The organism is Bacillus swezeyi, assembly GCF_001969815.1.
GTDB classification, from domain to species: Bacteria; Bacillota; Bacilli; order Bacillales; family Bacillaceae; genus Bacillus; species Bacillus swezeyi.
The window spans coordinates 524562-543749 of the sequence record NZ_MRBK01000004.1; the positions used below are offsets into that span (position 1 = coordinate 524562).

20 protein-coding genes and 1 pseudogene are annotated in these 19188 nt (G+C 45.0%); 12 read left to right on the forward strand and 9 right to left on the reverse strand.

Annotation, left to right across the window (positions count from 1 at the left end; genetic code table 11):
* Nucleotides 1–54: 54 nt before the first annotated feature.
* Nucleotides 55–1347: an adenylosuccinate synthase gene (gene purA / locus BTA30_RS05295; RefSeq protein WP_076760123.1), complete on the reverse strand. Its 1293-nt coding sequence runs from the start codon at nucleotides 1345–1347 to the stop codon at nucleotides 55–57.
* Nucleotides 1348–1621: 274 nt separating this feature from the next.
* On the opposite strand from purA, the gene BTA30_RS05300 reads away from it, so the two are divergent.
* Nucleotides 1622–1888: a holin gene (locus BTA30_RS05300; RefSeq protein ID WP_076760125.1), complete on the forward strand. Its 267-nt coding sequence runs from the start codon at nucleotides 1622–1624 to the stop codon at nucleotides 1886–1888.
* A 17-nt stretch (nucleotides 1889–1905) separates the two neighbouring features.
* Here the strand turns inward: BTA30_RS05300 and dnaB are convergent, their stop codons facing one another.
* On the reverse strand, nucleotides 1906–3270 hold the full coding sequence (gene dnaB, locus BTA30_RS05305; protein WP_076760127.1) for a replicative DNA helicase: 1365 nt from the start codon (nucleotides 3268–3270) through the stop codon (nucleotides 1906–1908).
* A 221-nt stretch (nucleotides 3271–3491) separates the two neighbouring features.
* Between dnaB and BTA30_RS05310 the strand changes: the two genes are divergently transcribed.
* Nucleotides 3492–3689, forward strand: coding sequence for a DUF2188 domain-containing protein (locus tag BTA30_RS05310; protein ID WP_076760129.1), 198 nt, complete (start codon nucleotides 3492–3494; stop codon nucleotides 3687–3689).
* Nucleotides 3690–3721: 32 nt separating this feature from the next.
* On the opposite strand, the gene BTA30_RS05315 is transcribed toward BTA30_RS05310, so the two are convergent.
* Nucleotides 3722–3946, reverse strand: coding sequence for a hypothetical protein (locus BTA30_RS05315; RefSeq protein WP_076760131.1), 225 nt, complete (start codon nucleotides 3944–3946; stop codon nucleotides 3722–3724).
* Between the two features lie 137 nt (nucleotides 3947–4083).
* On the opposite strand from BTA30_RS05315, the gene BTA30_RS05320 reads away from it, so the two are divergent.
* The 7 genes from BTA30_RS05320 (at nucleotide 4084) to nagE (ending at nucleotide 10653) form a co-directional block, all read left to right on the forward strand.
* A complete protein-coding gene (locus BTA30_RS05320; RefSeq protein ID WP_076760135.1) occupies nucleotides 4084–4227 on the forward strand; it encodes a YycC family protein in 144 nt (47 codons plus the stop codon).
* Nucleotides 4228–4293: 66 nt separating this feature from the next.
* Complete coding sequence (locus BTA30_RS05325; RefSeq protein WP_076760138.1) at nucleotides 4294–5499, forward strand: CynX/NimT family MFS transporter; 1206 nt, start codon at nucleotides 4294–4296, stop codon at nucleotides 5497–5499.
* Nucleotides 5500–5701: 202 nt separating this feature from the next.
* Nucleotides 5702–6901: an N-acetylglucosamine-6-phosphate deacetylase gene (gene nagA / locus BTA30_RS05330; protein WP_491523021.1), complete on the forward strand. Its 1200-nt coding sequence runs from the start codon at nucleotides 5702–5704 to the stop codon at nucleotides 6899–6901.
* A 2-nt stretch (nucleotides 6902–6903) separates the two neighbouring features.
* On the forward strand, nucleotides 6904–7650 hold the full coding sequence (gene nagB, locus BTA30_RS05335; RefSeq protein ID WP_076760142.1) for a glucosamine-6-phosphate deaminase: 747 nt from the start codon (nucleotides 6904–6906) through the stop codon (nucleotides 7648–7650).
* Entirely contained in the window at nucleotides 7647–8378 is a 732-nt protein-coding gene (locus BTA30_RS05340; protein ID WP_076760144.1) for a GntR family transcriptional regulator, read from the forward strand. The genes nagB and BTA30_RS05340 overlap by 4 nt, the downstream gene beginning before the upstream one ends.
* On the forward strand, nucleotides 8375–9271 hold the full coding sequence (murQ, locus tag BTA30_RS05345; protein ID WP_076760148.1) for an N-acetylmuramic acid 6-phosphate etherase: 897 nt from the start codon (nucleotides 8375–8377) through the stop codon (nucleotides 9269–9271). Before BTA30_RS05340 ends, murQ begins: the two co-directional genes overlap by 4 nt.
* A 2-nt stretch (nucleotides 9272–9273) precedes the next feature.
* Nucleotides 9274–10653, forward strand: a complete 1380-nt coding sequence (gene nagE / locus BTA30_RS05350) for an N-acetylglucosamine-specific PTS transporter subunit IIBC (protein ID WP_076760151.1) — start codon at nucleotides 9274–9276, stop codon at nucleotides 10651–10653.
* Between the two features lie 41 nt (nucleotides 10654–10694).
* On the opposite strand, the gene rplI is transcribed toward nagE, so the two are convergent.
* The 4 genes from rplI to BTA30_RS23255 form a co-directional block, all read right to left on the reverse strand.
* Nucleotides 10695–11144 (reverse strand): 50S ribosomal protein L9, encoded by a 450-nt coding sequence (rplI, locus tag BTA30_RS05355; RefSeq protein WP_076760154.1) that lies wholly within the window; start codon nucleotides 11142–11144, stop codon nucleotides 10695–10697.
* Nucleotides 11141–13123: a DHH family phosphoesterase gene (locus tag BTA30_RS05360; RefSeq protein WP_076760156.1), complete on the reverse strand. Its 1983-nt coding sequence runs from the start codon at nucleotides 13121–13123 to the stop codon at nucleotides 11141–11143. Before BTA30_RS05360 ends, rplI begins: the two co-directional genes overlap by 4 nt.
* Before the next feature lie 36 nt (nucleotides 13124–13159).
* Nucleotides 13160–14092 carry a YybS family protein gene (locus BTA30_RS05365; protein WP_076760271.1) on the reverse strand — a complete coding sequence of 311 codons (933 nt, stop codon included), beginning with the start codon at nucleotides 14090–14092 and terminating at the stop codon, nucleotides 13160–13162.
* A gap of 233 nt (nucleotides 14093–14325) precedes the next feature.
* On the reverse strand, nucleotides 14326–14463 hold the full coding sequence (locus BTA30_RS23255) for a hypothetical protein (protein WP_162274719.1): 138 nt from the start codon (nucleotides 14461–14463) through the stop codon (nucleotides 14326–14328).
* 166 nt (nucleotides 14464–14629) lie between these two features.
* Here BTA30_RS23255 and BTA30_RS05370 point away from each other — a divergent pair.
* Nucleotides 14630–15097 (forward strand): annotated as a pseudogene (locus BTA30_RS05370) (spore coat protein).
* Between the two features lie 49 nt (nucleotides 15098–15146).
* Here BTA30_RS05370 and BTA30_RS05375 read toward each other — a convergent pair.
* Nucleotides 15147–15566: a universal stress protein gene (locus tag BTA30_RS05375; RefSeq protein ID WP_076760158.1), complete on the reverse strand. Its 420-nt coding sequence runs from the start codon at nucleotides 15564–15566 to the stop codon at nucleotides 15147–15149.
* 17 nt (nucleotides 15567–15583) lie between these two features.
* Nucleotides 15584–17050: a SulP family inorganic anion transporter gene (locus BTA30_RS05380; protein WP_076760161.1), complete on the reverse strand. Its 1467-nt coding sequence runs from the start codon at nucleotides 17048–17050 to the stop codon at nucleotides 15584–15586.
* A gap of 215 nt (nucleotides 17051–17265) precedes the next feature.
* Here BTA30_RS05380 and BTA30_RS05385 point away from each other — a divergent pair, with 215 nt between their 5' ends.
* On the forward strand, nucleotides 17266–18564 hold the full coding sequence (locus BTA30_RS05385; protein WP_076760163.1) for an MFS transporter: 1299 nt from the start codon (nucleotides 17266–17268) through the stop codon (nucleotides 18562–18564).
* 236 nt (nucleotides 18565–18800) lie between these two features.
* The gene (locus BTA30_RS05390) at nucleotides 18801–19004 is read left to right on the forward strand and encodes a putative holin-like toxin (RefSeq protein WP_076760167.1); all 204 of its coding nucleotides are present in this window, start codon (nucleotides 18801–18803) and stop codon (nucleotides 19002–19004) included.
* Nucleotides 19005–19188 lie beyond the last annotated feature (184 nt).

Here is a 19188-nt window from a genome sequence, read left to right on the forward strand (position 1 = left end):
CTCCTCCTTTTCACCCGAAAAATAAAGCCTCTGCGAGTTGCAGAGGCTTCAACATTAGTTCGGACGGTACACGCTTCTGATTACATTGGTCTGAGATCTGTCAGGGCCGACAGAGAAAATGGAAAGCGGAATGCCTGTCAGCTGAGAAACTCGCTCAAGGTAATGGCGGGCATTTTCAGGCAGTTCGCTCAGGTTTTTAGCGCTTGTGATATCCTCAGTCCAGCCTGGCATTTCTTCATAGACTGGTTCACATTCGGCCAAAGCTTTCAGGCTTGCCGGGAACTCTTCCAGAATTTCTCCGCGATACTTGTACGCGACACAGATTTTCAGCGTTTCAATACCGGTCAATACATCGATTGAGTTTAAAGAAAGGTCCGTAATTCCGCTGACGCGGCGGGCATGGCGGACAACCACGCTGTCGAACCAGCCGACACGGCGGGGCCGTCCAGTCGTCGTGCCGTATTCGCGGCCGACCTCGCGGATTTGGTCTCCGATCTCATTCTCAAGCTCGGTCGGGAAAGGACCGTCTCCGACACGCGTTGTATAAGCTTTAGATACACCAACGACATGCTGGATTTTTGTAGGCCCTACTCCTGAGCCGATCGTTACGCCGCCGGCGACAGGGTTTGAAGAAGTGACAAACGGATATGTTCCCTGGTCGATATCGAGCATAACCCCTTGCGCCCCTTCGAACAAGACGCGGCGTCCGTCATCAAGCGCGTCGTTTAAGACGACTGACGTGTCGCAGACGTATTGTTTAATTTGCTGACCGTATTCATAGTACTCATCTAAAATGTCTTCTATTTTAAATCCTTCCGCCTCATACATTTTTTCAAGCAGACGGTTTTTTTCTTCCAGATTGCGGGCAAGCTTTTCTTCAAAGACTTCCCGGTCCAACAGATCGGCGATGCGGATTCCGACGCGTGCAGCTTTATCCATATAAGCCGGGCCGATTCCTTTTTTCGTCGTGCCGATTTTATTTGCCCCTTTCCGTTCTTCTTCCACCGCGTCAAGCTTCAAATGATACGGGAGAATGACATGGGCTCTGTTCGAGATTTTCAGGTTATCTGTACTGACATTCCGTTCATGAAGATATGCAAGTTCTGTTACCAATGCTTTCGGATCAACGACCATTCCGTTGCCGATCACACATTTTTTATCCTTATAAAAAATACCGGATGGAATTAAGTGTAGCTTGTACGTTACCCCGTTAAATTTAATCGTATGTCCTGCGTTATTTCCGCCTTGGTACCGTGCGATTACCTCTGCGTTTTCTGATAGGAAATCGGTAATTTTACCTTTTCCTTCGTCACCCCACTGCGTACCGACAACAACTACTGAAGACATATCCGTGCACCTCCGTTAACCTTTTCAAACGATATCAATATCAAACAAATTCAGTTTATCAGTGTCATGATATAAAGTCAATCTTAAATCCGAACATTGTTTTTAAAACAAAACACATTTGTTCGTTATTATAAATTTAATTTTATATATTTTCTTTTTGCGGGTTAATTTTTTAGTTAAAAACTCAAAAACTAGTTATTTTTAAATTTCTTGGACAAAGACACATAAAAAGACATCTCCCTCAATACTTAATAAAGTAAGGAGGGAGATGCCGATGGAGACCGTATTGATTTTTGCATCCGTTTTATCGCCTATCATTTTAGCGCTTGTCGAACTGGTGAAAAAAACGTTCAGGGTGCCTAAAAATTTGATCCCGCTTGTATCACTGCTGATTGGTTTATTGATCGGCGCCGCTGCATATCCGTTTACCGACCTTGATTTGGTTTTACGGCTTTGGGCTGGCGGACTGGCAGGTTTAACGGCGACAGGACTTTTTGAAATCGGTAAAAACCGCGATACAAGACAAAAGAAAAAACCCTGAGAACATGGCTCAGGGTTTTATGCACCAGGCGGAACACCCGCATCATCAAAGCGGCGCTCCAGGTTCACGAACTTATTATATTCTTTTACAAATGCGAGTGAAACGGTGCCGACAGGGCCGTTCCGCTGTTTTGCAATGATAATTTCGATAATGTTTTTGTTCTCTGATTCTTTGTCATAATAGTCATCACGATATAGGAAAGCAACGATATCGGCATCCTGCTCGATACTTCCTGATTCCCGGATGTCCGACATCATCGGACGCTTATCCTGGCGCTGCTCGACGCCGCGGGAAAGCTGGGAAAGCGCGATAACCGGCACTTCAAGTTCTCTCGCCAGCGATTTAAGCGCACGGGAGATTTCCGATACTTCCTGCTGGCGATTGTCCTTTGAACGGCCGCTTCCTTGGATGAGCTGCAAATAGTCGATTAAAATCATCCCAAGACCGTTCTCCTGCTTCAGCCGTCTGCATTTCGAACGGATTTCGCTGACTCTGATGCCAGGTGTATCATCGATGAAGATACCGCTGTTTGACAAGCTTCCCATCGCCATTGTCAGCTTGCCCCAGTCTTCTTCCGTCAAATTACCGGTACGGAGATTTTGGGCATCGATGTTGCCCTCTGCGCAAAGCATCCGCATGACAAGCTGTTCCGCTCCCATCTCAAGACTGAAGATCGCGACGCTTTCATCCGTTTTTGTCGCTACATTTTGCGCGATATTCAAAGCAAAAGCGGTTTTACCGACAGAAGGCCGTGCAGCAACGATGATCAGATCGTTTCTCTGAAAGCCGGCCGTCATTCTGTCAAGCTCTGTAAAACCGGTCGGGATTCCGGTAATATCCCCTTTGCGGTTGTGAAGTTGTTCAATATTATCATACGTTTGAACAAGAACATCTTTAATATTCTGGAAGGCCCCTGAATTTTTGCGCTGGGCCACTTCCATAATCGTTTTTTCTGCTTCGCTTAAGAGATCCTCGACTTCATCTTCCCTTGTATATCCATCTTGTGCAATCGTCGTTGCCGTACGGATCAAGCGGCGGAGAATCGATTTTTCTTCCACGATTTTTGCGTAATACTCTATATTAGCCGCTGTTGGCACAGAATTTGCAATATCCGTCAAATAAGAAATTCCACCGACTTCTTCCAAAAGATCCGTATTCGCAAGCTCTGATGTGACTGTCACTAAGTCTACAGGCTCGCCGCGGTCTCCGAGAACAAGCATGGCGTTAAATATTTTTTGGTGCGACATTCTGTAAAAATCATCTGGAATTAAGACTTCTGACGCTAAAGTTAATGCCGACGGCTCTAAAAAAACAGCACCTAACACGGCCTGTTCGGCTTCTATATTTTGCGGCGGCAGCCTGTCATTCAGAAGATCTGTCATGTTAAGCACCGTCCTCCCATTAAAAATAACCCAACGTCTATTCTACCATTTTTGCAGAAAAAAAATAGACTCTAGCCAAATCCCTTATTTTAGAAATATTTTCATAGTGAGAAGCGATGCATCCAGCTTCGGCATGTTTTTTGGCCAATTATCATGTTTCATCCTTTTTTGTTTCCGGGTAAGACACATATAAATATGATAGATAGGGAGGCTCCTTACCGATGAAAATATATACCGTAACACCACATGTTGATGCGGATGGATGGTTTGTGAAAATGGAAGATACCGCGCCTGTTGACCTTTATGACACAAGGGCAGAGGCGGTGGAAAAAGGAGAGGAAATGGCGAAAGAGAACCGTCCTGCAAAACTGATCATCTATGATCGGCAGGACAAGAAAGAAGAGGAACGAACTTATTAAACACCTTCCTTGAGGTGTTTTTTTATTGTCCCTCAGTACAAATCGTTCCTGCCGTTCCAGTTGTTTTTGAACAGCATGCTCACCATCAGGTCGGTCGCGTTTTGATATAATTCCCATTCTTCATAAGCGGCAAATTTCAGCCTGAGCATTTGCAGCACATTGCGCATATCTTTGTACTCTTCGAACGTGTAGAGCCCTTTTGATCTGATCTGCTGCTCATACAATTTCTTTTTCAATGCCGATATGGTCGTTTTCATGACCGTCACCTCCTATTTTATTTATATCCTCCTTCTCTTTTTCTTCCAACTCATTTGTTATATGATGTTACAATAAATGTTGATATTTACTGTTGCGTCCCATTACCGCTCGAGTACAATAGAAAATGGAGGAAAATATGAGACCTTTACAAATATCTGCCGAAACGGCACAAAAACTTTCGAAATCCTTAAATCTCCCTCTTGAACAAATTATGCATATGCCGCAGCACATTCTGCTGGCGAAACTTGCCGAAATACAGAAGCAAGATCACCAAAAGTAACCTTGGATCATGCTCCGGGTTTCTTTTTCATGTACTTTTTCACCTGAAAGCAAAGGAGAATACAGCATGCACAACATTGACGATCAGCGCACCCGTATAAACAACATTTTGCTTATTGCGGGCATCATATTCATCGCTTTTAATTTAAGACCCGCTATCACATCAGTCGGTCCATTGATCAGTTCGATCCGCTCCGATTTGGATATGACAAACGGGATGGCAGGATTTTTGACGACTTTGCCACTCTTGTCTTTTGCCTTACTTTCTCCAATCGCCCCTAAGCTCGGACAGAAGCTGGGCAATGAAAGAACCCTGTGGGTTGGATTGGTCGTTCTGTTGATCGGCATTTTGCTGCGTTCCTATGGGGATGCTTTTACACTATTGGCAGGAACCGCTCTGATCGGAGTCGGGATTGCCATCTGCAATGTGCTGCTGCCAAGCCTTATCAAACACAAATTTCCGGATAAAGCGGGCATCATGACGAGTTTCTATACGACATCCATGTCGATATTCGCGGCGATCGCTTCAGGCATCAGCATTCCGCTGTCACACGGTTTACAGTGGGGATGGAGCGCTTCCCTGATGGTTTGGGCGGGCCTCGCATTCTTTGCGATTTTGATCTGGATTCCCCAGCTTCGCTATCATGATACGACAAACCGCACGGTCCAAATTCAAACGGATGGACAAACCGTCTGGCGCTCGAAAATCGCCTGGCAAGTGACGTTCTTTATGGGCATCCAGTCTTTTTTGTTTTATTGTACGATCGCTTGGCTTCCTGAAATTCTCCGCTCTCATGGGATGAGCATTTCGCTTGCCGGCTGGATGCTGTCGCTTATGCAATTTGCCAGTCTGCCGTCAACATTTTTAACACCGGTTCTCGCCGACCGTTTCCGCAGTCAAAAAAGCATTGTCCTCGGGCTCGGCATTCTTTACTTAGCCGGCATGTCAGGTCTTCTTTACGGAGGCAATACGGCCATGCTGACCTTATGGGTAATTTTGATCGGAATCGGACAAGGCTCAAGCATCAGCTTAGCTCTGGCTTTAATCGGGCTGCGAAGCGAAAACGCCGATCAAGCCGCCGCTCTATCTGGGATGTCGCAATCGGCAGGCTATCTGCTGGCGGCAATCGGCCCTAGTTTTGTCGGGTTTCTGTACGATCATACGCATTCATGGAACGGACCGATTCTGCTTTTCATCACTGCGCTGGTCGCTTTAATTGGTGCAGGACTTGGGGCGGGAAGAAATCAATACATCTATGCCAAAGCTGCATAAGAAAACCGACATTCTTGTCGGTTTTTTTATTGGGCTGGCGCATAAAGAACAGCGTCACTTAACCTGACAAACAAGCAGCCACACCGGATGGAATGGTATATGATCTAATATATTCAAAAAATATTTTTGTGTAATGGTCTAGACAACTAGATCTATAATGTTCTATACTGATGATAACGTTTTCAAGAAAGGACTTTTGACTGTGAAAACTAACCAATCTCAACGCTTTGTTTTTAAACACCTTCATATTTACAGTGAAAATGGAATGATAGAAGACGGATTTGTCCTGACTGACGGAGAAAAGATTGAGGCTTACGGATCAATGGCTGATCTTCCCGATTCTGCACACTCGGCTGAGCCGCTGACATTTCCGGATACCTTTAAAGTGCTGCCGGGCATGATTGATGTTCATATTCACGGTGCAAACGGCGCAGATGTCATGGATGGAACGGCTGAGGCTTTAAACACGATGGCTGAAGCCCTTCCGAGGGAAGGCACAACAAGCTTCCTCGCAACAACGATGACCCAGGATGCAGCCACCATCGAACATGCACTGGCAAATGTCAAACATTATATGGAGGCTGACATTCAGTCCGGCACTGCTGAAGTATTAGGGGTTCATTTAGAAGGCCCTTTTATTTCAGAAAAGCGGTGCGGCGCCCAGCCGCTTGACGCCATCACTCCGCCGGATCTGTCTTTATTTAAGAAATGGCAGGAGCTTGCGGGTCATCATATTAAACTCGTCACCATCGCACCTGAGCTTGAAGGGGCTTTAGAACTGATTTCCTATTTGAAAGAAACCGGTGTCGTCGCTTCAGCCGGACATTCCGACGCGGGATTAAAGGAAATGGAAGCCGGGATGAAAGCAGGTGTTTCACATGTCACACATATGTTCAACGGCATGCGGGGCCTGCATCATCGTGAGCCGGGCGTAGCGGGCAGCGCCCTTTTGCATGATGAACTTACGACAGAGCTGATTGCCGACGGCATCCATGTCCACCCTGCCGTCATTAAACTGACATTCCAGCGAAAACAGAAAGAAGGCATCATTTTAATCACGGATGCCATGCGAGCCAAATGTCTAAAAAATGGCACTTATACTTTAGGCGGACAGGAGGTTTTTGTCAACGGCGAAACAGCCGTGTTAAAGGACGGCACGCTGGCAGGCAGCATTCTGAAGATGGATCAGGCTGCACTGAACATGATGGAATTCTCGGATTGTTCACTCGAAGACATCGTCTATATGACAGCGGTAAACCCCGCCAAACAGCTTAACGTCTTTGACCGCAAAGGCAGCATTCAAAGTGGAAAAGATGCCGATTTGATCGTTTTGAATGAAAAAAATGAAGTTGTGATGACACTATGCAGAGGGGCTATCGCTTTCAGTAAAAGGGAGGTTTAACCATGAAGTTGATTGAAGCTAAACATTATCAGGATATGAGCCAAAAAGCCGCCCGATTCATCATTGAAAAAGTGAATCGTTTACCTGCTCCAGTGCTTGGATTAGCAACCGGAGGGACACCTCTTGCGACTTATCAATGCCTGCGGGAGGATCACGAGAACAATGGAACCTCCTACAAACACGTGTACACCGTTAACTTGGATGAGTATGTCGGGGTTGCGCCTGATGATAACAACAGCTACACGTATTATATGAAAAAACAGCTCTTTGACCATATTGACATCCCGCCCAGCCATACCCATTTGCCTGATGGCATGGCCGAAGATTTGGAGGCTGAATGCAGACGCTATGAATCGTTGATCGAACGGTTGGGTGGCGTTGACCTGCAATTGCTCGGACTCGGCTTGAACGGCCACATCGGCTTTAATGAGCCGGGCACACCGTTTTCATCAGAAACTCATACGGTCGAATTGACAGACTCGACGAGGGAAGCCAATGCCCGTTATTTTGATTCTCTTTCATCTGTCCCGTCTCAAGCTGTGACAATGGGCATTTCTACAATCATGAGAAGCAAACAGATACTACTGCTCGTCTCAGGTGCGAAAAAAGCCGATATTCTGGCAAAGCTGCTCAGTGAAGAACCGAATGAAGACACTCCCGCCTCCTTATTAAAAATGCATCAAGACGTAGTCATCATCGCTGACAGTGACGCCTTATCGATTGTGAAAGAAAGGGGTATCACCTATTGATCAAAAAAGATTCACACATTCCGATTTACTACCAGATTGAAACGGAAATCAAGAAGCTTGCCGAAACAAAGGATTTGAAACCCGGGGATTTGATTCCGTCGGAAAGGGAGTTTGCGGAAAAATACGAAGTAAGCAGAATGACCGTTCGGCAAGCAGTCAACAACCTTGTCAATGAAGGGATTCTCGTCAGGCAGCGGGGAAAAGGTACATTTATTGCCAAGCCTAAGATTGAGCAGCCCCTTAAAGGATTGACAAGCTTTTCTGAGGATATGAAATCAAGAGGCATGACACCAGGCACTAAAATGCTCGGATTCGGCATCATCCCTTGTGATCAAAGCACAGCACGCAAACTCGAGATACCGGAAGGCTCCCCCGTCTATGAAGTGAAGCGGATCCGCCTTGCCGATGATATTCCGATGGCTTACGAAATCTCTTATCTGCCGGCCGATTTGATAAAAGGCCTGACAGAAGACATTATGAGCGCCTCATTGTATGACTATGTCGAAAATACGCTGTCTCTTACAATCGAGCGAGCGGCGCAAACACTGGAGCCGTCCGTCGCCTCACAGGCTGAGAGCGAACCGCTGGACATTGATGAAGGCGCGCCTGTTCTGCTCATTGAGCGATGCAGCTATTTGGAAGACGGCAGACCGTTTGAAATGGTCAAATCCATCTACAGAGGCGACCGTTATAAATTTGTCATCGATATGAAGAGGAAAGAAATATGAAAAAGACAGAAGAAGCAAACGAAAAAAGCAGAGCACTTGATGAAATGAACGCGTTGGATATCGTCACCTTGATGAATGAGGAAGATCATACGGTTTCGCGTGCCATTACACCTTGCCTTCCCCTGATTGCCTGTGCCGCTGATACGATTGTCAGCCGCCTTGAGAAAGGCGGCAGAGTGTTTACAGCCGGAGCCGGCACAAGCGGCAGAATAGCTGTCCTTGACGCCGCCGAACTGCCGCCTACTTTCTCCATTGACGAAAATCAGTGGGTCGGCCTTATGGCGGGCGGATATGAAGCAATGTGGAAACCGCTTGAAGAAAATGAAGATGACCGGGAAAAAATCGTTTCCCAATTACAGGAACACTCATTTTCAAAAGACGACGTGTTAATCGGCGTTACAGCGAGCGGTTCAACCCCTTATGTACTTGGGGCCTTATCCTATGCAAAACAGCTGGGAGCCGCTGCGGTATCGATCAGCTGCAATAAAGGAACAGAAGCAGCCAAGTTCAGCGACATTGCGATCGAGGTCCAGACTGGACCTGAAATTCTCCGCGGCTCAACCCGCTTAAAAGCCGGCACCGCTCAAAAAATGATCCTTAATATGCTGTCTACCGCTGCAATGGTTCGGCTGGGCCATGTTTATCAAAACGAGATGGTAAATATGAAATTGCTCAATCAAAAGCTGTCCAGCCGGGCCGTCAGCATATTAATGAATACAACCGGCCTATCACAGGATGAAGCATCACACGTTTTAAAAGAAAGCCGCTATAACATCAAAGCAGCGATTTTTATGGTGCTGACAAACGGAACATTGGAAGATGCCAGCCGCTGTTTATCCCATGAAAATGGACATTTAAAAAAAGCGATTCAATATTATCGAAAGGGGTTTTAATGATGTTGGGATTTCTTCAAAATATCGGCCGCGCGCTGATGCTGCCGATCGCCGTTCTTCCTGCCGCGGGACTGCTGCTCGCCTTGGGAAGGGAAGATTTATTTAACATTCCGTTTATCGCCGCTTCAGGACAGTCGATTCTTGATCAATTGCCGATCATCTTTGCGATAGGCGTTGCCATCGGCTTATCAAAGGATGGCCACGGCGCCGCCGCACTGTCTGGAGCCATCGGTTATTTTGTATTAACGGGCGGCCTTGCAGCTATAAACACAGATCTTAATATGGGGGTTCTCGGCGGAATTATCTCAGGTGTCGTCGCCGCGCTTATGTATAACCGCTTTAAAGATGCAAAGCTGCCGGATTGGCTCGGATTCTTTGGCGGAAAACGCAGCGTTCCGATTATGACAGCCTTTACTTCTATTATTCTCGCAGGGATTTTCGGGTTTGTCTGGATATATGCACAGCAAGCAATCGATGCCGTCGGCAGCTGGATCATTCAAGCCGGGGCTTTAGGAGTCGGAATATTCGGTCTTTTAAACAGGCTCCTTCTTCCGCTTGGCCTCCATCACATTTTAAACAACATGGTTTGGATGGTCTTTGGGGAATTTGCCGGCAAAACGGGTGATATGAACCGATTTTTCGCCGGAGACCCGAGTGCAGGCGCCTTTATGACAGGGTTCTTCCCGATCATGATGTTCGGTCTGCCCGCGGCATGTTTCGCGATCATTGCCGCTGCGAAAAAACACCGCCGCAAAGCAACAGCCGGTTTATTGATCGGACTCGCGTTCACCTCATTTTTAACGGGTATTACGGAACCGATTGAGTTTACATTCATGTTCCTGTCGCCGCTGCTTTTCGGGATTCACGCCCTGTTAACCGCAAGTGCCATGACTGTAACCAATATGCTCGGCATCCATCACGGCTTTACCTTTTCAGCGGGAACGATTGACTATCTCTTAAACTTTGGAATCGCCACTAAACCGCTGCTCTTGCTGCCGGTCGGACTTGTATACGGTATCATCTATTTCATTATCTTTTACTTCTTGATCACGAAGCTGAATTTGAAAACGCCGGGACGGGAAGATGAAGAAGAACAGGAAAATGTGCCAGAACCAGTCAGCACAGCATCGGGTTCTTCCAAATACGAAGCGCTTGCGGTTCAATATCTTGATGCGCTAGGCGGAACAGAAAACATCGAAACGCTGAACAACTGTGTCACCCGTCTCCGCCTCAAAATCTATGATGCAGCCAAACTGGATGAAAAAGCGCTGAAAGCCATGGGAGCGAAAGGTATCGTGAAGCTCAACCAGCATGAGGTCCAGGTCATCGTCGGTACAGACGTCGAATTTTTGGCAAATGAAATGCGAAAACATACGGAATAAAAGATAAGCCCCTTCTATTTTATAGAAGGGGCATTCGGCATTTATGATTGCTCTTTCACATGCACTTTCAGTGTCGCCTGCACGTCCTGGTGGAGCTTAACCGGAACATTTGTATATCCTAAAGAACGAATCGCATCATTTAGTTCAATTTTGCGTTTGTCGACTTTTAATTGATGGGCTTTTTGGAGCGCATCGGCAATTTGCTTGCTTGTGACAGAGCCGAATAGACGGCCGCCTTCCCCGGATTTAGCAGAAAGCTCAACCGTAATCGTTTCAAGCGTTTTTTTCAGCTCCTGCGCCTGCTTCAGTTCTTCGGCCGCTTCTTTTTTCTCTTTATTCTTCTGGCCTTCAAGCGCGCTGATATTGGCGGATGTCGCTTCAACAGCAAGACCTTTTTTGATCAGAAAGTTATGCGCGTATCCATCCGCTACATTTTTAACCTCGCCTTTTTTCCCTTTGCCTTTAACATCCTGTAAGAAAATTACCTTCATTTTTGAATGCCTCCTTCAAAATACTCGTCAATCGCTTCTTTCAGACGGCTGAGCGTTTCCTCAACAGATAGATCTGTCAGCTGTGTGGCCGCATTTGTTAAATGCCCTCCGCCTTCAAGAGTCTCCATGATGATTTGAACGTTCACTTCGCCAAGCGATCTCGCACTGATGCATACCGTGCTGTCATCCCTTCTCGCCACTGCGAAAGAAGCTTCAACCTCGCTCATGGACAAAAGAGAATCCGCTGCTTGTGCAATAATGACCTGGTCAAAGTATTCGTCCGCCTCACCGCTCGGCAGAGAAGCGATGACGATGCCATTTTTATAAAAAGATGTATGCTGAATGAGCCTCGCTCTTTTAATATAATGATCGGCTGTTTCCTTTAGAAACTTTTGCACCAATACGGTGTCCGCACCCTTTGCACGCAAGTATGACGCCGCATCAAACGTACGGGAACCGGTGCGAAGCGAGAAGCTTTTTGTATCGACGATAATTCCCGCTAAAAGTGCGGTTGCTTCGATCATATTGATTTTCAAGCGTTTCGGCTGGTATTCAAGCAGCTCTGTCACAAGCTCTGCCGTAGATGAAGCATACGGCTCCATATAGACAAGCAGCGGATCTTTGATAAACTCTTCCCCTCTTCTATGATGATCGATCACGACGACATTTTCAATTTTATTGACCAGCCTTTCTTCGATAACAAAGGAAGGCTTATGTGTATCGACAATCACAAGAAGCGTATCATCTTTTGCGATGTCCATCGCTTCTTCCGGTGTAATAAAACGGGACCACAGGTCTTCATATTTTTTGATTTCCCCGATCAACCGCTGAACGCTGGCCCCAATCTGATTGGAGTCAATGACGACAAAACCGTCTTTGCCATTCGCCTGCGCAACTTTTAAAATTCCGATGGCTGAACCGATGGAGTCCATATCGGGAAACTTATGCCCCATGATGATGACATTGCTGCTTTCAGAAACAATTTCTTTCAAAGCATGTGAAATGACCCGGGCTCTGACGCGCGTCCGTTTTTCCATCGGATTTGTCTTTCCGCCGTAAAATTTCACTTTTCCGTTCGGCTGCTTGATCGCCACCTGATCTCCTCCTCGCCCGAGTGCGAGATCAAGGCTGGATTGCGCAAGATCGCCAAGCTCTTTCAATGAGGCAACAGATGCTCCAATCCCGATGCTTAGCGTAAGTGAAATCGTATGCACGGACGTTTTTTCGCGAACCTCATCAAGGACTGAAAATTTCGATGCTTCCAGTTCGCTTAAAATATGCTCATTCAAAACACCGATAAACCGCTCGGAAGAAACCCGCTTCAAGAAGATTCCGTACTGCTGGGCCCATTGATTAAGAAGTGATGTCACTTCGCTGTTCATCGTGCTTCTTGTCTGATCATCAAGCCCTTGTGTCACATCGTCATAATTATCGAGAAATATGTAGGCGAGAACCGTTCTTTCATTTTCATATTGCTTTTCAATCTGTGTTTGCTCTGTGACATCAAAGAAATACAGCAGTTTTTCTTCTCTTTTAATGACCACGTTAAATTTCCGGTCATTTAACGTAATCGTTTCTGTGTCCACTTCCTGCTTAATCAAAGGGACAACAGATTCACAAGTATCGTAAAGCGACCGGCCGACAAGCGTATTTTCGCTAAAGCATGACGCCATAAACGGATTTGCCCACTCTATATAGAATTGATCATTAAACAGCATAATCCCGATCGGCATTTCGAGCAGCGCTTCTTCTCCCACTTTCTTAAGCCGGTAAGACAAAGTCGATATATAATCGTCCAGCTCTTTTCTGATTTGAGAGTCCGCACGCTTTAAAAAGAATAAAATGACGCCGAGAATCACTACGCCGGCCGCTCCTGCCACCCAATTAAAATAGATGTTGATGAGGACAGAAATGATTGTGACGACAATTAAAGAATAAATGGGATATCGAAATAACGGCTTTTCATAAAAACTTGGCACTCAAATCAACTCCTCACCATTGGAGAGAACATCATCTTACGATTTTTTTACTTTCTCTCTTAAGTTAAAACCTATGTCAATTATACCCAAGATACGAACAAGGAACAGCAAGGGCGAAAGAAGTCCAATAATCAAAAAAAGAACCGGCAGGACCGTTGGCATCTTCTTCGCGTGACAGAAATAAAACACAAATGAAAAACCTTGGATGGCCAGGATGAATCCCATAATCATACTCGCATTTAAAATAATGGAGTAAAACACGCTACCCTCTTCAGAAGGAGCAAGCGAGAGAACAATCGTCAGCAAGTAGAACCAGATGATGCTTTGCGGAAACCTCAGCTCCCTAAACGGCTTTAAAGACGGTATTTGCACAGCAGTACGCCGAAGGATCGGCTTTGCAATGAGATGGTTCAAAAAAGCGGCAATGCCGGACATCATCACAATCACCATCGGATATAAATATTGTATCTGCTTTAACTGTTCTTTCATCTGTTCCAGCTGTTTTGCCGTCTCTTTATCATTTCCAAACTGTTTTAAACTTGATTCAAAGATTTTGAATGTTTCATTATATGTTTGATTGGCTGTTTCTATTAAGTTTAACCCAAAAAATTGAATGCTAATGAAAAGCAGCAGCACCATTGAAACCATGTATGTAACAGCTGCTGAAGCAATCGCATGCACAGGCTCTTTTTTCCTGTAGTGATAGCCCATGATAACCCCGGCCGCACTGACGGAAAAAGCCAGCATCATCCCGCTCAAGGAACCGACAATCAATGAAACGGGCACACTCACCAGCCCCATCAAAAGCCCGGGCTTTACTCCATGTCTGATCGTTTGCATCATAACAGGCAAAGGCAAAGTAAATAAGAGAAACGTTCCGATTAAAGGGATATAGAGGCTTACCATCATTAAAACGGCAAATAGACTGATCAATATAGCGCCTTCTACCAAAGCTCTTGTTTGTTTCACTTGTTCACCTCGTATTTTTTTTTCATGAATCAAAAAGAGCAGCATAAACGACTGCTCTTTTTTAACGTCGCAATTTTCGTTTTCAATAAGACGATAACATGAGCAGGTGCACGCCCTTCTCTCATTGTTTCTTTATTTTAACATAAGGTCAAATCTTAAGTAAAACGATTGCAGGACATGAGAATTCGGCCTCCAGAACTCCCTTTTATGTTCCATGTGAAACATTCTCTGGATCAATCTAAAAATCCGGATTTATCTTTATTTTTTTGTCTCGCTTTTCTGATCAATAAAACGATGATTAAAATCATGATCAGCGCCGTGATTCGAAGCCCGCCGCTTAAAAATAAAAAAAAGTCCTTCAAAATATCCAACACCTTCATCACCTCTCCATGTATATCCCTAAGCTGAAAACATGCTGTGGTATATGAATTCCCCTTTCAAAAACGGTCTAAAACGTCTCCTTTTGTTGAATCCGATTCACCGTTCAACTCATTTGGGCATATGTTATCCAAGATTAAACGATGAAGGAGAATGCAAATGAATACGACGAAAACATTGGCATGGCATGAAACAATGGAATTGCATGAATGATCGCGGCTCAATCTGTTGGATTGGGGAAGGTGAAGAAAAGCCTTAAAAAGATCAGCGCCCCCCAATCGAAACAGCTGTACAGCGTGTCAGCAAAATCGATGGAGCAGAATTTGAAAGAGCTTCTTCCTTTTTTGTCTAAAGCTCCGGTTTTTCAGCGGGAAGAAGAAAGAGCGGACCTCTATTTTGGTGCAGGAGATTTATTAGTCTTAGTGAAAACGACTATCCGAAATGATGCGATTGCTATTACAGAAACGGCAGAGAAGAGTGCTGGTTAAACAGATCAACACAGTCATTAAACTGCATGAACAAGTCTTTTATTATATGTATCAAAAGGGATTATACCCGGCGTACAATCTCGCTGAACTTTTAAAAGCAGACGCAATGCACGCGCAAAAAGCGATTTCGATGCGCTAAAAAAAGCCAGCAAGGATATGATCCCCGCTGGCTTCATCATGATTTTCCTTTATTTCACGATCAAAACAGGACATGTCACTCTTTTCGCGACTTTATGGCTGACACTCCCCAGCACCATTTCCTGCAAAGTGTTCAGCCCCCTGCTGCCTATAATCACGATATCAACATCATGCTCATTTGCGTAAGCTGTAATCGTCGGACCCGGATCACCGTGTTTCATCGTCATTTTATAAGGAACGGCTGCATGTTTAAATTTGTTTTCAACCGCCAAGAGTCTGCTTCTTCTCTCACGTTCAAGTTTTGCGCGGCTTTCACTGTGCAGCACTTCATTTTTCGCTTTATCATAATCTAATACATACATGATCTCGACAACCGCTTGATCTGAAAGAGAAGCCATACGGATCGCTTGATCAGCTGCTCTTTCTGAATGCTTGGAGCCATCCGCAGCCAACAGAATATTTTTATACACCCTTCATCACCCGTTTCTTAGTGATTTGATACTGAACGATGAGGCTGATCATAAGTTGCTAATTTTTCGACTAACCGCCAGCTTGATTCATTCAAGCCTATCAATTCAACGTCAGTCCCCTGATCTTTATACTTCAAAACGACTTTATCAATTGCCGCCACAGCGGAATCATCCCAAATATGGGCTTCTGAAAAATCAAGGACAACTTTTTTCGCATTTGAATCGGCATGAAAGGACTTTACAAAATCCTGGACCGATGCAAAGAATATCTGTCCTTTGATCGTGTACTTCATTTCATTTCCCGCTGATGTCTGCTCAATTTTCACTTTGGAAATTTTCGACACAAAGAAGATCGCGCTTAAAATAACACCCGCAAATACCCCTTTGGACAAATCATGTGTAGCCACGACTGTAATAACGGTCACCAGCATGACAATAGAATCAGTGAGCGGCACCTTCGTCAACATCTTAAATGAAGACCAATCAAAAGTTCCGATCGATACCATAATCATGACACCTGCCAAAGCAGCCATCGGTATTTGGACGACCCAATCTCCCAGCACCAGGATTAAAAACATTAAGAAGACTCCGGCCACAAAAGTGGACAAGCGGCCTCTTCCGCCCGATTTCACATTGATCACGGACTGGCCGATCATAGCACATCCAGCCATGCCTCCGAAAAACCCAGCCACGATGTTGGCTATCCCCTGCCCGCGGCTTTCTTTATTTTTATCGCTTTCCGTATCTGTCATATCATCGACAATAGAAGATGTTAATAATGATTCCAACAAACCGACAATAGATAGCGCAAAAGCGGTTGGGAAGATGATCGACAATGTCTCAAAATTGAAAGGAATATTTGGGATCATAAAAGCAGGCAGTGATTGCTTTATTTCTCCCAAATCCCCGACAGTGCGCAGATCAAAATGGCTGAAAATAGCAAATACAGTCATTGCAATAATCGCAACTAAAGCAGACGGAACAGCTTTTGTAAAACGGGGGAGAATATAAATAATCAACAATGTAATACCGACCGCAACATACGTCATATTAGACACGCCAACAAAATGAGGAACCTGGGCCATAAAGATTAAAATGGCCAGCGCATTTACGAAACCTACCATAACCGAACGCGGAATAAATTTCATAAAGCGCGCAATTTTCAGCACCCCAAATATCAATTGGATGATTCCTGTTAAGATCGTAGCTGCAAATAAATATTCGATCCCATAATCCCTAACCAAAGTGCCCATCAAGAGAGCCATCGCTCCAGTTGCAGCCGAAATCATCGCCGGCCGGCCTCCTGTAAACGAGATCACGACGGCAATACAAAATGACGCGTACAAGCCAACCATCGGGTCGACGCCCGCAATAATGGAAAACGCAATGGCTTCGGGAATGAGAGCTAGCGCTACGACGATACCCGAAAGGATATCTCCCCGCACATTTGAAAACCATTCACTATTTAATTGTTTGACATTCAAAGAATCGACACCTCTTTTATCATGATTTGCTTCTAACTCTCATAGAAGCCAAACTGTTTTTAACATGTTTCACTTTAGCAAACCTGTATACAATTGTCTATAAGGTTTTTTTGCCACTTCAGTTTACCGGAAAGAACCCCGTGGAAATGAACACAAGAAAGAGAGAATGTAATTTCAGAAAAGAGTCCAATCTAAGGAAAAGAGGAGGCTTCAACATGGCAGAAGAGCTGGAAAAACGGCCCGGGCATACGAGATGGTATATTTCATCCTTATTAAGCAGCATGATCATTTTAAATTACTTTGACCGTGTTGCCATTTCCGTCGCAGCTCCTGCGATCCAGAATTCCTTCCAATTGACGGCAACACAATTAGGCATTGTCTTTTCAATCTATACCTACTCCTATACGCTGATGCAGATTCCGGTCGGCAGTCTGCTGGACAGATTCGGCGTCGCCTGGGTCACAAGAATCGGGATGACCATCTGGAGTTTTTTAACCATCATATTAGCTTTTCTACAAGGAATACTGCTTTTATATATCGTTCGTTTTTTGATCGGTCTGACAAGCGCATCTGCTTTTCCGGCCGCTTCCAAAGCTACGGCATTATGGTTTCCGCCAAATGAACGCGGCCTTGCCAACTCGCTGTTTGATTCAGCCGCAAAATTCGCAAATGTCATCGGTGCACCCCTCGTTGCATTTCTGGTCACGACATTTGACTGGCGTGCCGCTTTTTTAACGATCGGCATCATCAATGTGTTATTTACGATTTTTTTCTGGCGGTACTATGAGCAGCCTGATCGGCATAAACGAATTTCAAAGGAAGAACTACATTATATTCAAAAGCGCAATGCCGTTTCCGGTGAAGACATATCAGAGCGCACAATGACCGCTCTGAAAGCGATGCTGACAAATCGAAAAGCATGGGGGCTGATGATCGGTTTCACGGGCTACGGCTATACATTCAACCTGCTGTTAACATGGCTTCCTACATTTTTTAAAGAAACCTATGGAATGGATATCATGTCCTCAGGATTATTTACAGCCGTTCCTTGGCTGATTTCGACGATTTCCGGAATCATTGTCGGCGGATGGCTTGTCGATTTCTTAATTAAGAAGGGACATTCAAATACGAAAGTATATCAGACGATTATCATCATCGGCATGAGTTTGGGGTTTACTTTTTTAGGCGCCATTTTAACGCACAATATCATCATTGCGATCATCTGTATTTCCGTCGGTTTGGCCGGAATTTCCGCGACGGCGCCTGTCGGCTGGTCCATCTCGGCCGACATTGCACCGGCAGGCTCACTCTCGCTTCTCAGTTCAATGGTCAATCTGGCGAATAACTTATTCGGCGGCATTATCGCGGTTTCACTAACTGGATATTTGGTGGATATGACGGGTTCGTTTACCCTCAGTTTTTTAGTGGCAGGTGTAGTATTATTGCTGGGGCTGGTGTTTTACCTTTTTGTCCTCGGGGATATAGAGCGGATTCAGATTGCGAAACATGAATAAAGTGCTGTTATGACGGCTCTCCAGTTTTCCAAAGACTTTACACACTCTCAAGATCAGTGTGAAGTCCTGGCCTTAAGCAAACTTGTGCCTGACAGGCGACGGCGTGATTAGGAAAGCAGAAAGAAGAAAAGCAGCCTAGAAATACCTTAATAGACCACCCCATCCTAAAAAAGATGGGGGTCTTATGTTCTTCAATCAATTCCTATAAAGTGAAAATTAAGAAGGGAGGTGAGAGCATGGCAACAGAAAGCGCACTTCAATTGATGCTTTCCTTCGGCATCCTTATTGTAGGGATTCTGACACTAGCAATTTCACGAAAAAAAGTAAGAACGCCCCTGACCGTCCATCAAGGCGTTCCCACTTATAAGTTAGACTTTAGGAAAAAAACCGACTCCCTTACAGGAGCTATTTTAGCAACAATAAAAAGAACTTTTCCATAAAAAATACCATGAGAGGGATTTTGAGTTTCTCCTGCGACAATAGATGCGGTGAATCACTGTGAAATACGAAGCCATGCCTCACAGTGAAGTAAACCAAAACCTTAGCTATCTTTAGGAAATATGATGAATATATTGGAACAGACAAACTGGATTTATTTCACTTTGAAGCAGCTCATCATCGCTA

Bases quoted from the DNA above. Each gene is read 5' to 3' on its own strand.
- BTA30_RS05385 (WP_076760163.1), top strand. From the start codon at position 17,266: ATGGCAGAAGAGCTGGAAAAACGGCCCGGGCATACGAGATGGTATATT.
- BTA30_RS05310 (WP_076760129.1), top strand. From the start codon at position 3,492: ATGAAAATATATACCGTAACACCACATGTTGATGCGGATGGATGGTTT.
- BTA30_RS05300 (WP_076760125.1), top strand. From the start codon at position 1,622: ATGGAGACCGTATTGATTTTTGCATCCGTTTTATCGCCTATCATTTTA.
- BTA30_RS05390 (WP_076760167.1), top strand. From the start codon at position 18,801: ATGGCAACAGAAAGCGCACTTCAATTGATGCTTTCCTTCGGCATCCTT.
- nagB (WP_076760142.1), top strand. From the start codon at position 6,904: ATGAAGTTGATTGAAGCTAAACATTATCAGGATATGAGCCAAAAAGCC.
- BTA30_RS05325 (WP_076760138.1), top strand. From the start codon at position 4,294: ATGCACAACATTGACGATCAGCGCACCCGTATAAACAACATTTTGCTT.
- dnaB (WP_076760127.1), bottom strand. From the start codon at position 3,270: ATGACAGATCTTCTGAATGACAGGCTGCCGCCGCAAAATATAGAAGCC.
- murQ (WP_076760148.1), top strand. From the start codon at position 8,375: ATGAAAAAGACAGAAGAAGCAAACGAAAAAAGCAGAGCACTTGATGAA.
- BTA30_RS05320 (WP_076760135.1), top strand. From the start codon at position 4,084: ATGAGACCTTTACAAATATCTGCCGAAACGGCACAAAAACTTTCGAAA.
- BTA30_RS05315 (WP_076760131.1), bottom strand. From the start codon at position 3,946: ATGAAAACGACCATATCGGCATTGAAAAAGAAATTGTATGAGCAGCAG.
- purA (WP_076760123.1), bottom strand. From the start codon at position 1,347: ATGTCTTCAGTAGTTGTTGTCGGTACGCAGTGGGGTGACGAAGGAAAA.
- rplI (WP_076760154.1), bottom strand. From the start codon at position 11,144: ATGAAGGTAATTTTCTTACAGGATGTTAAAGGCAAAGGGAAAAAAGGC.
- nagE (WP_076760151.1), top strand. From the start codon at position 9,274: ATGTTGGGATTTCTTCAAAATATCGGCCGCGCGCTGATGCTGCCGATC.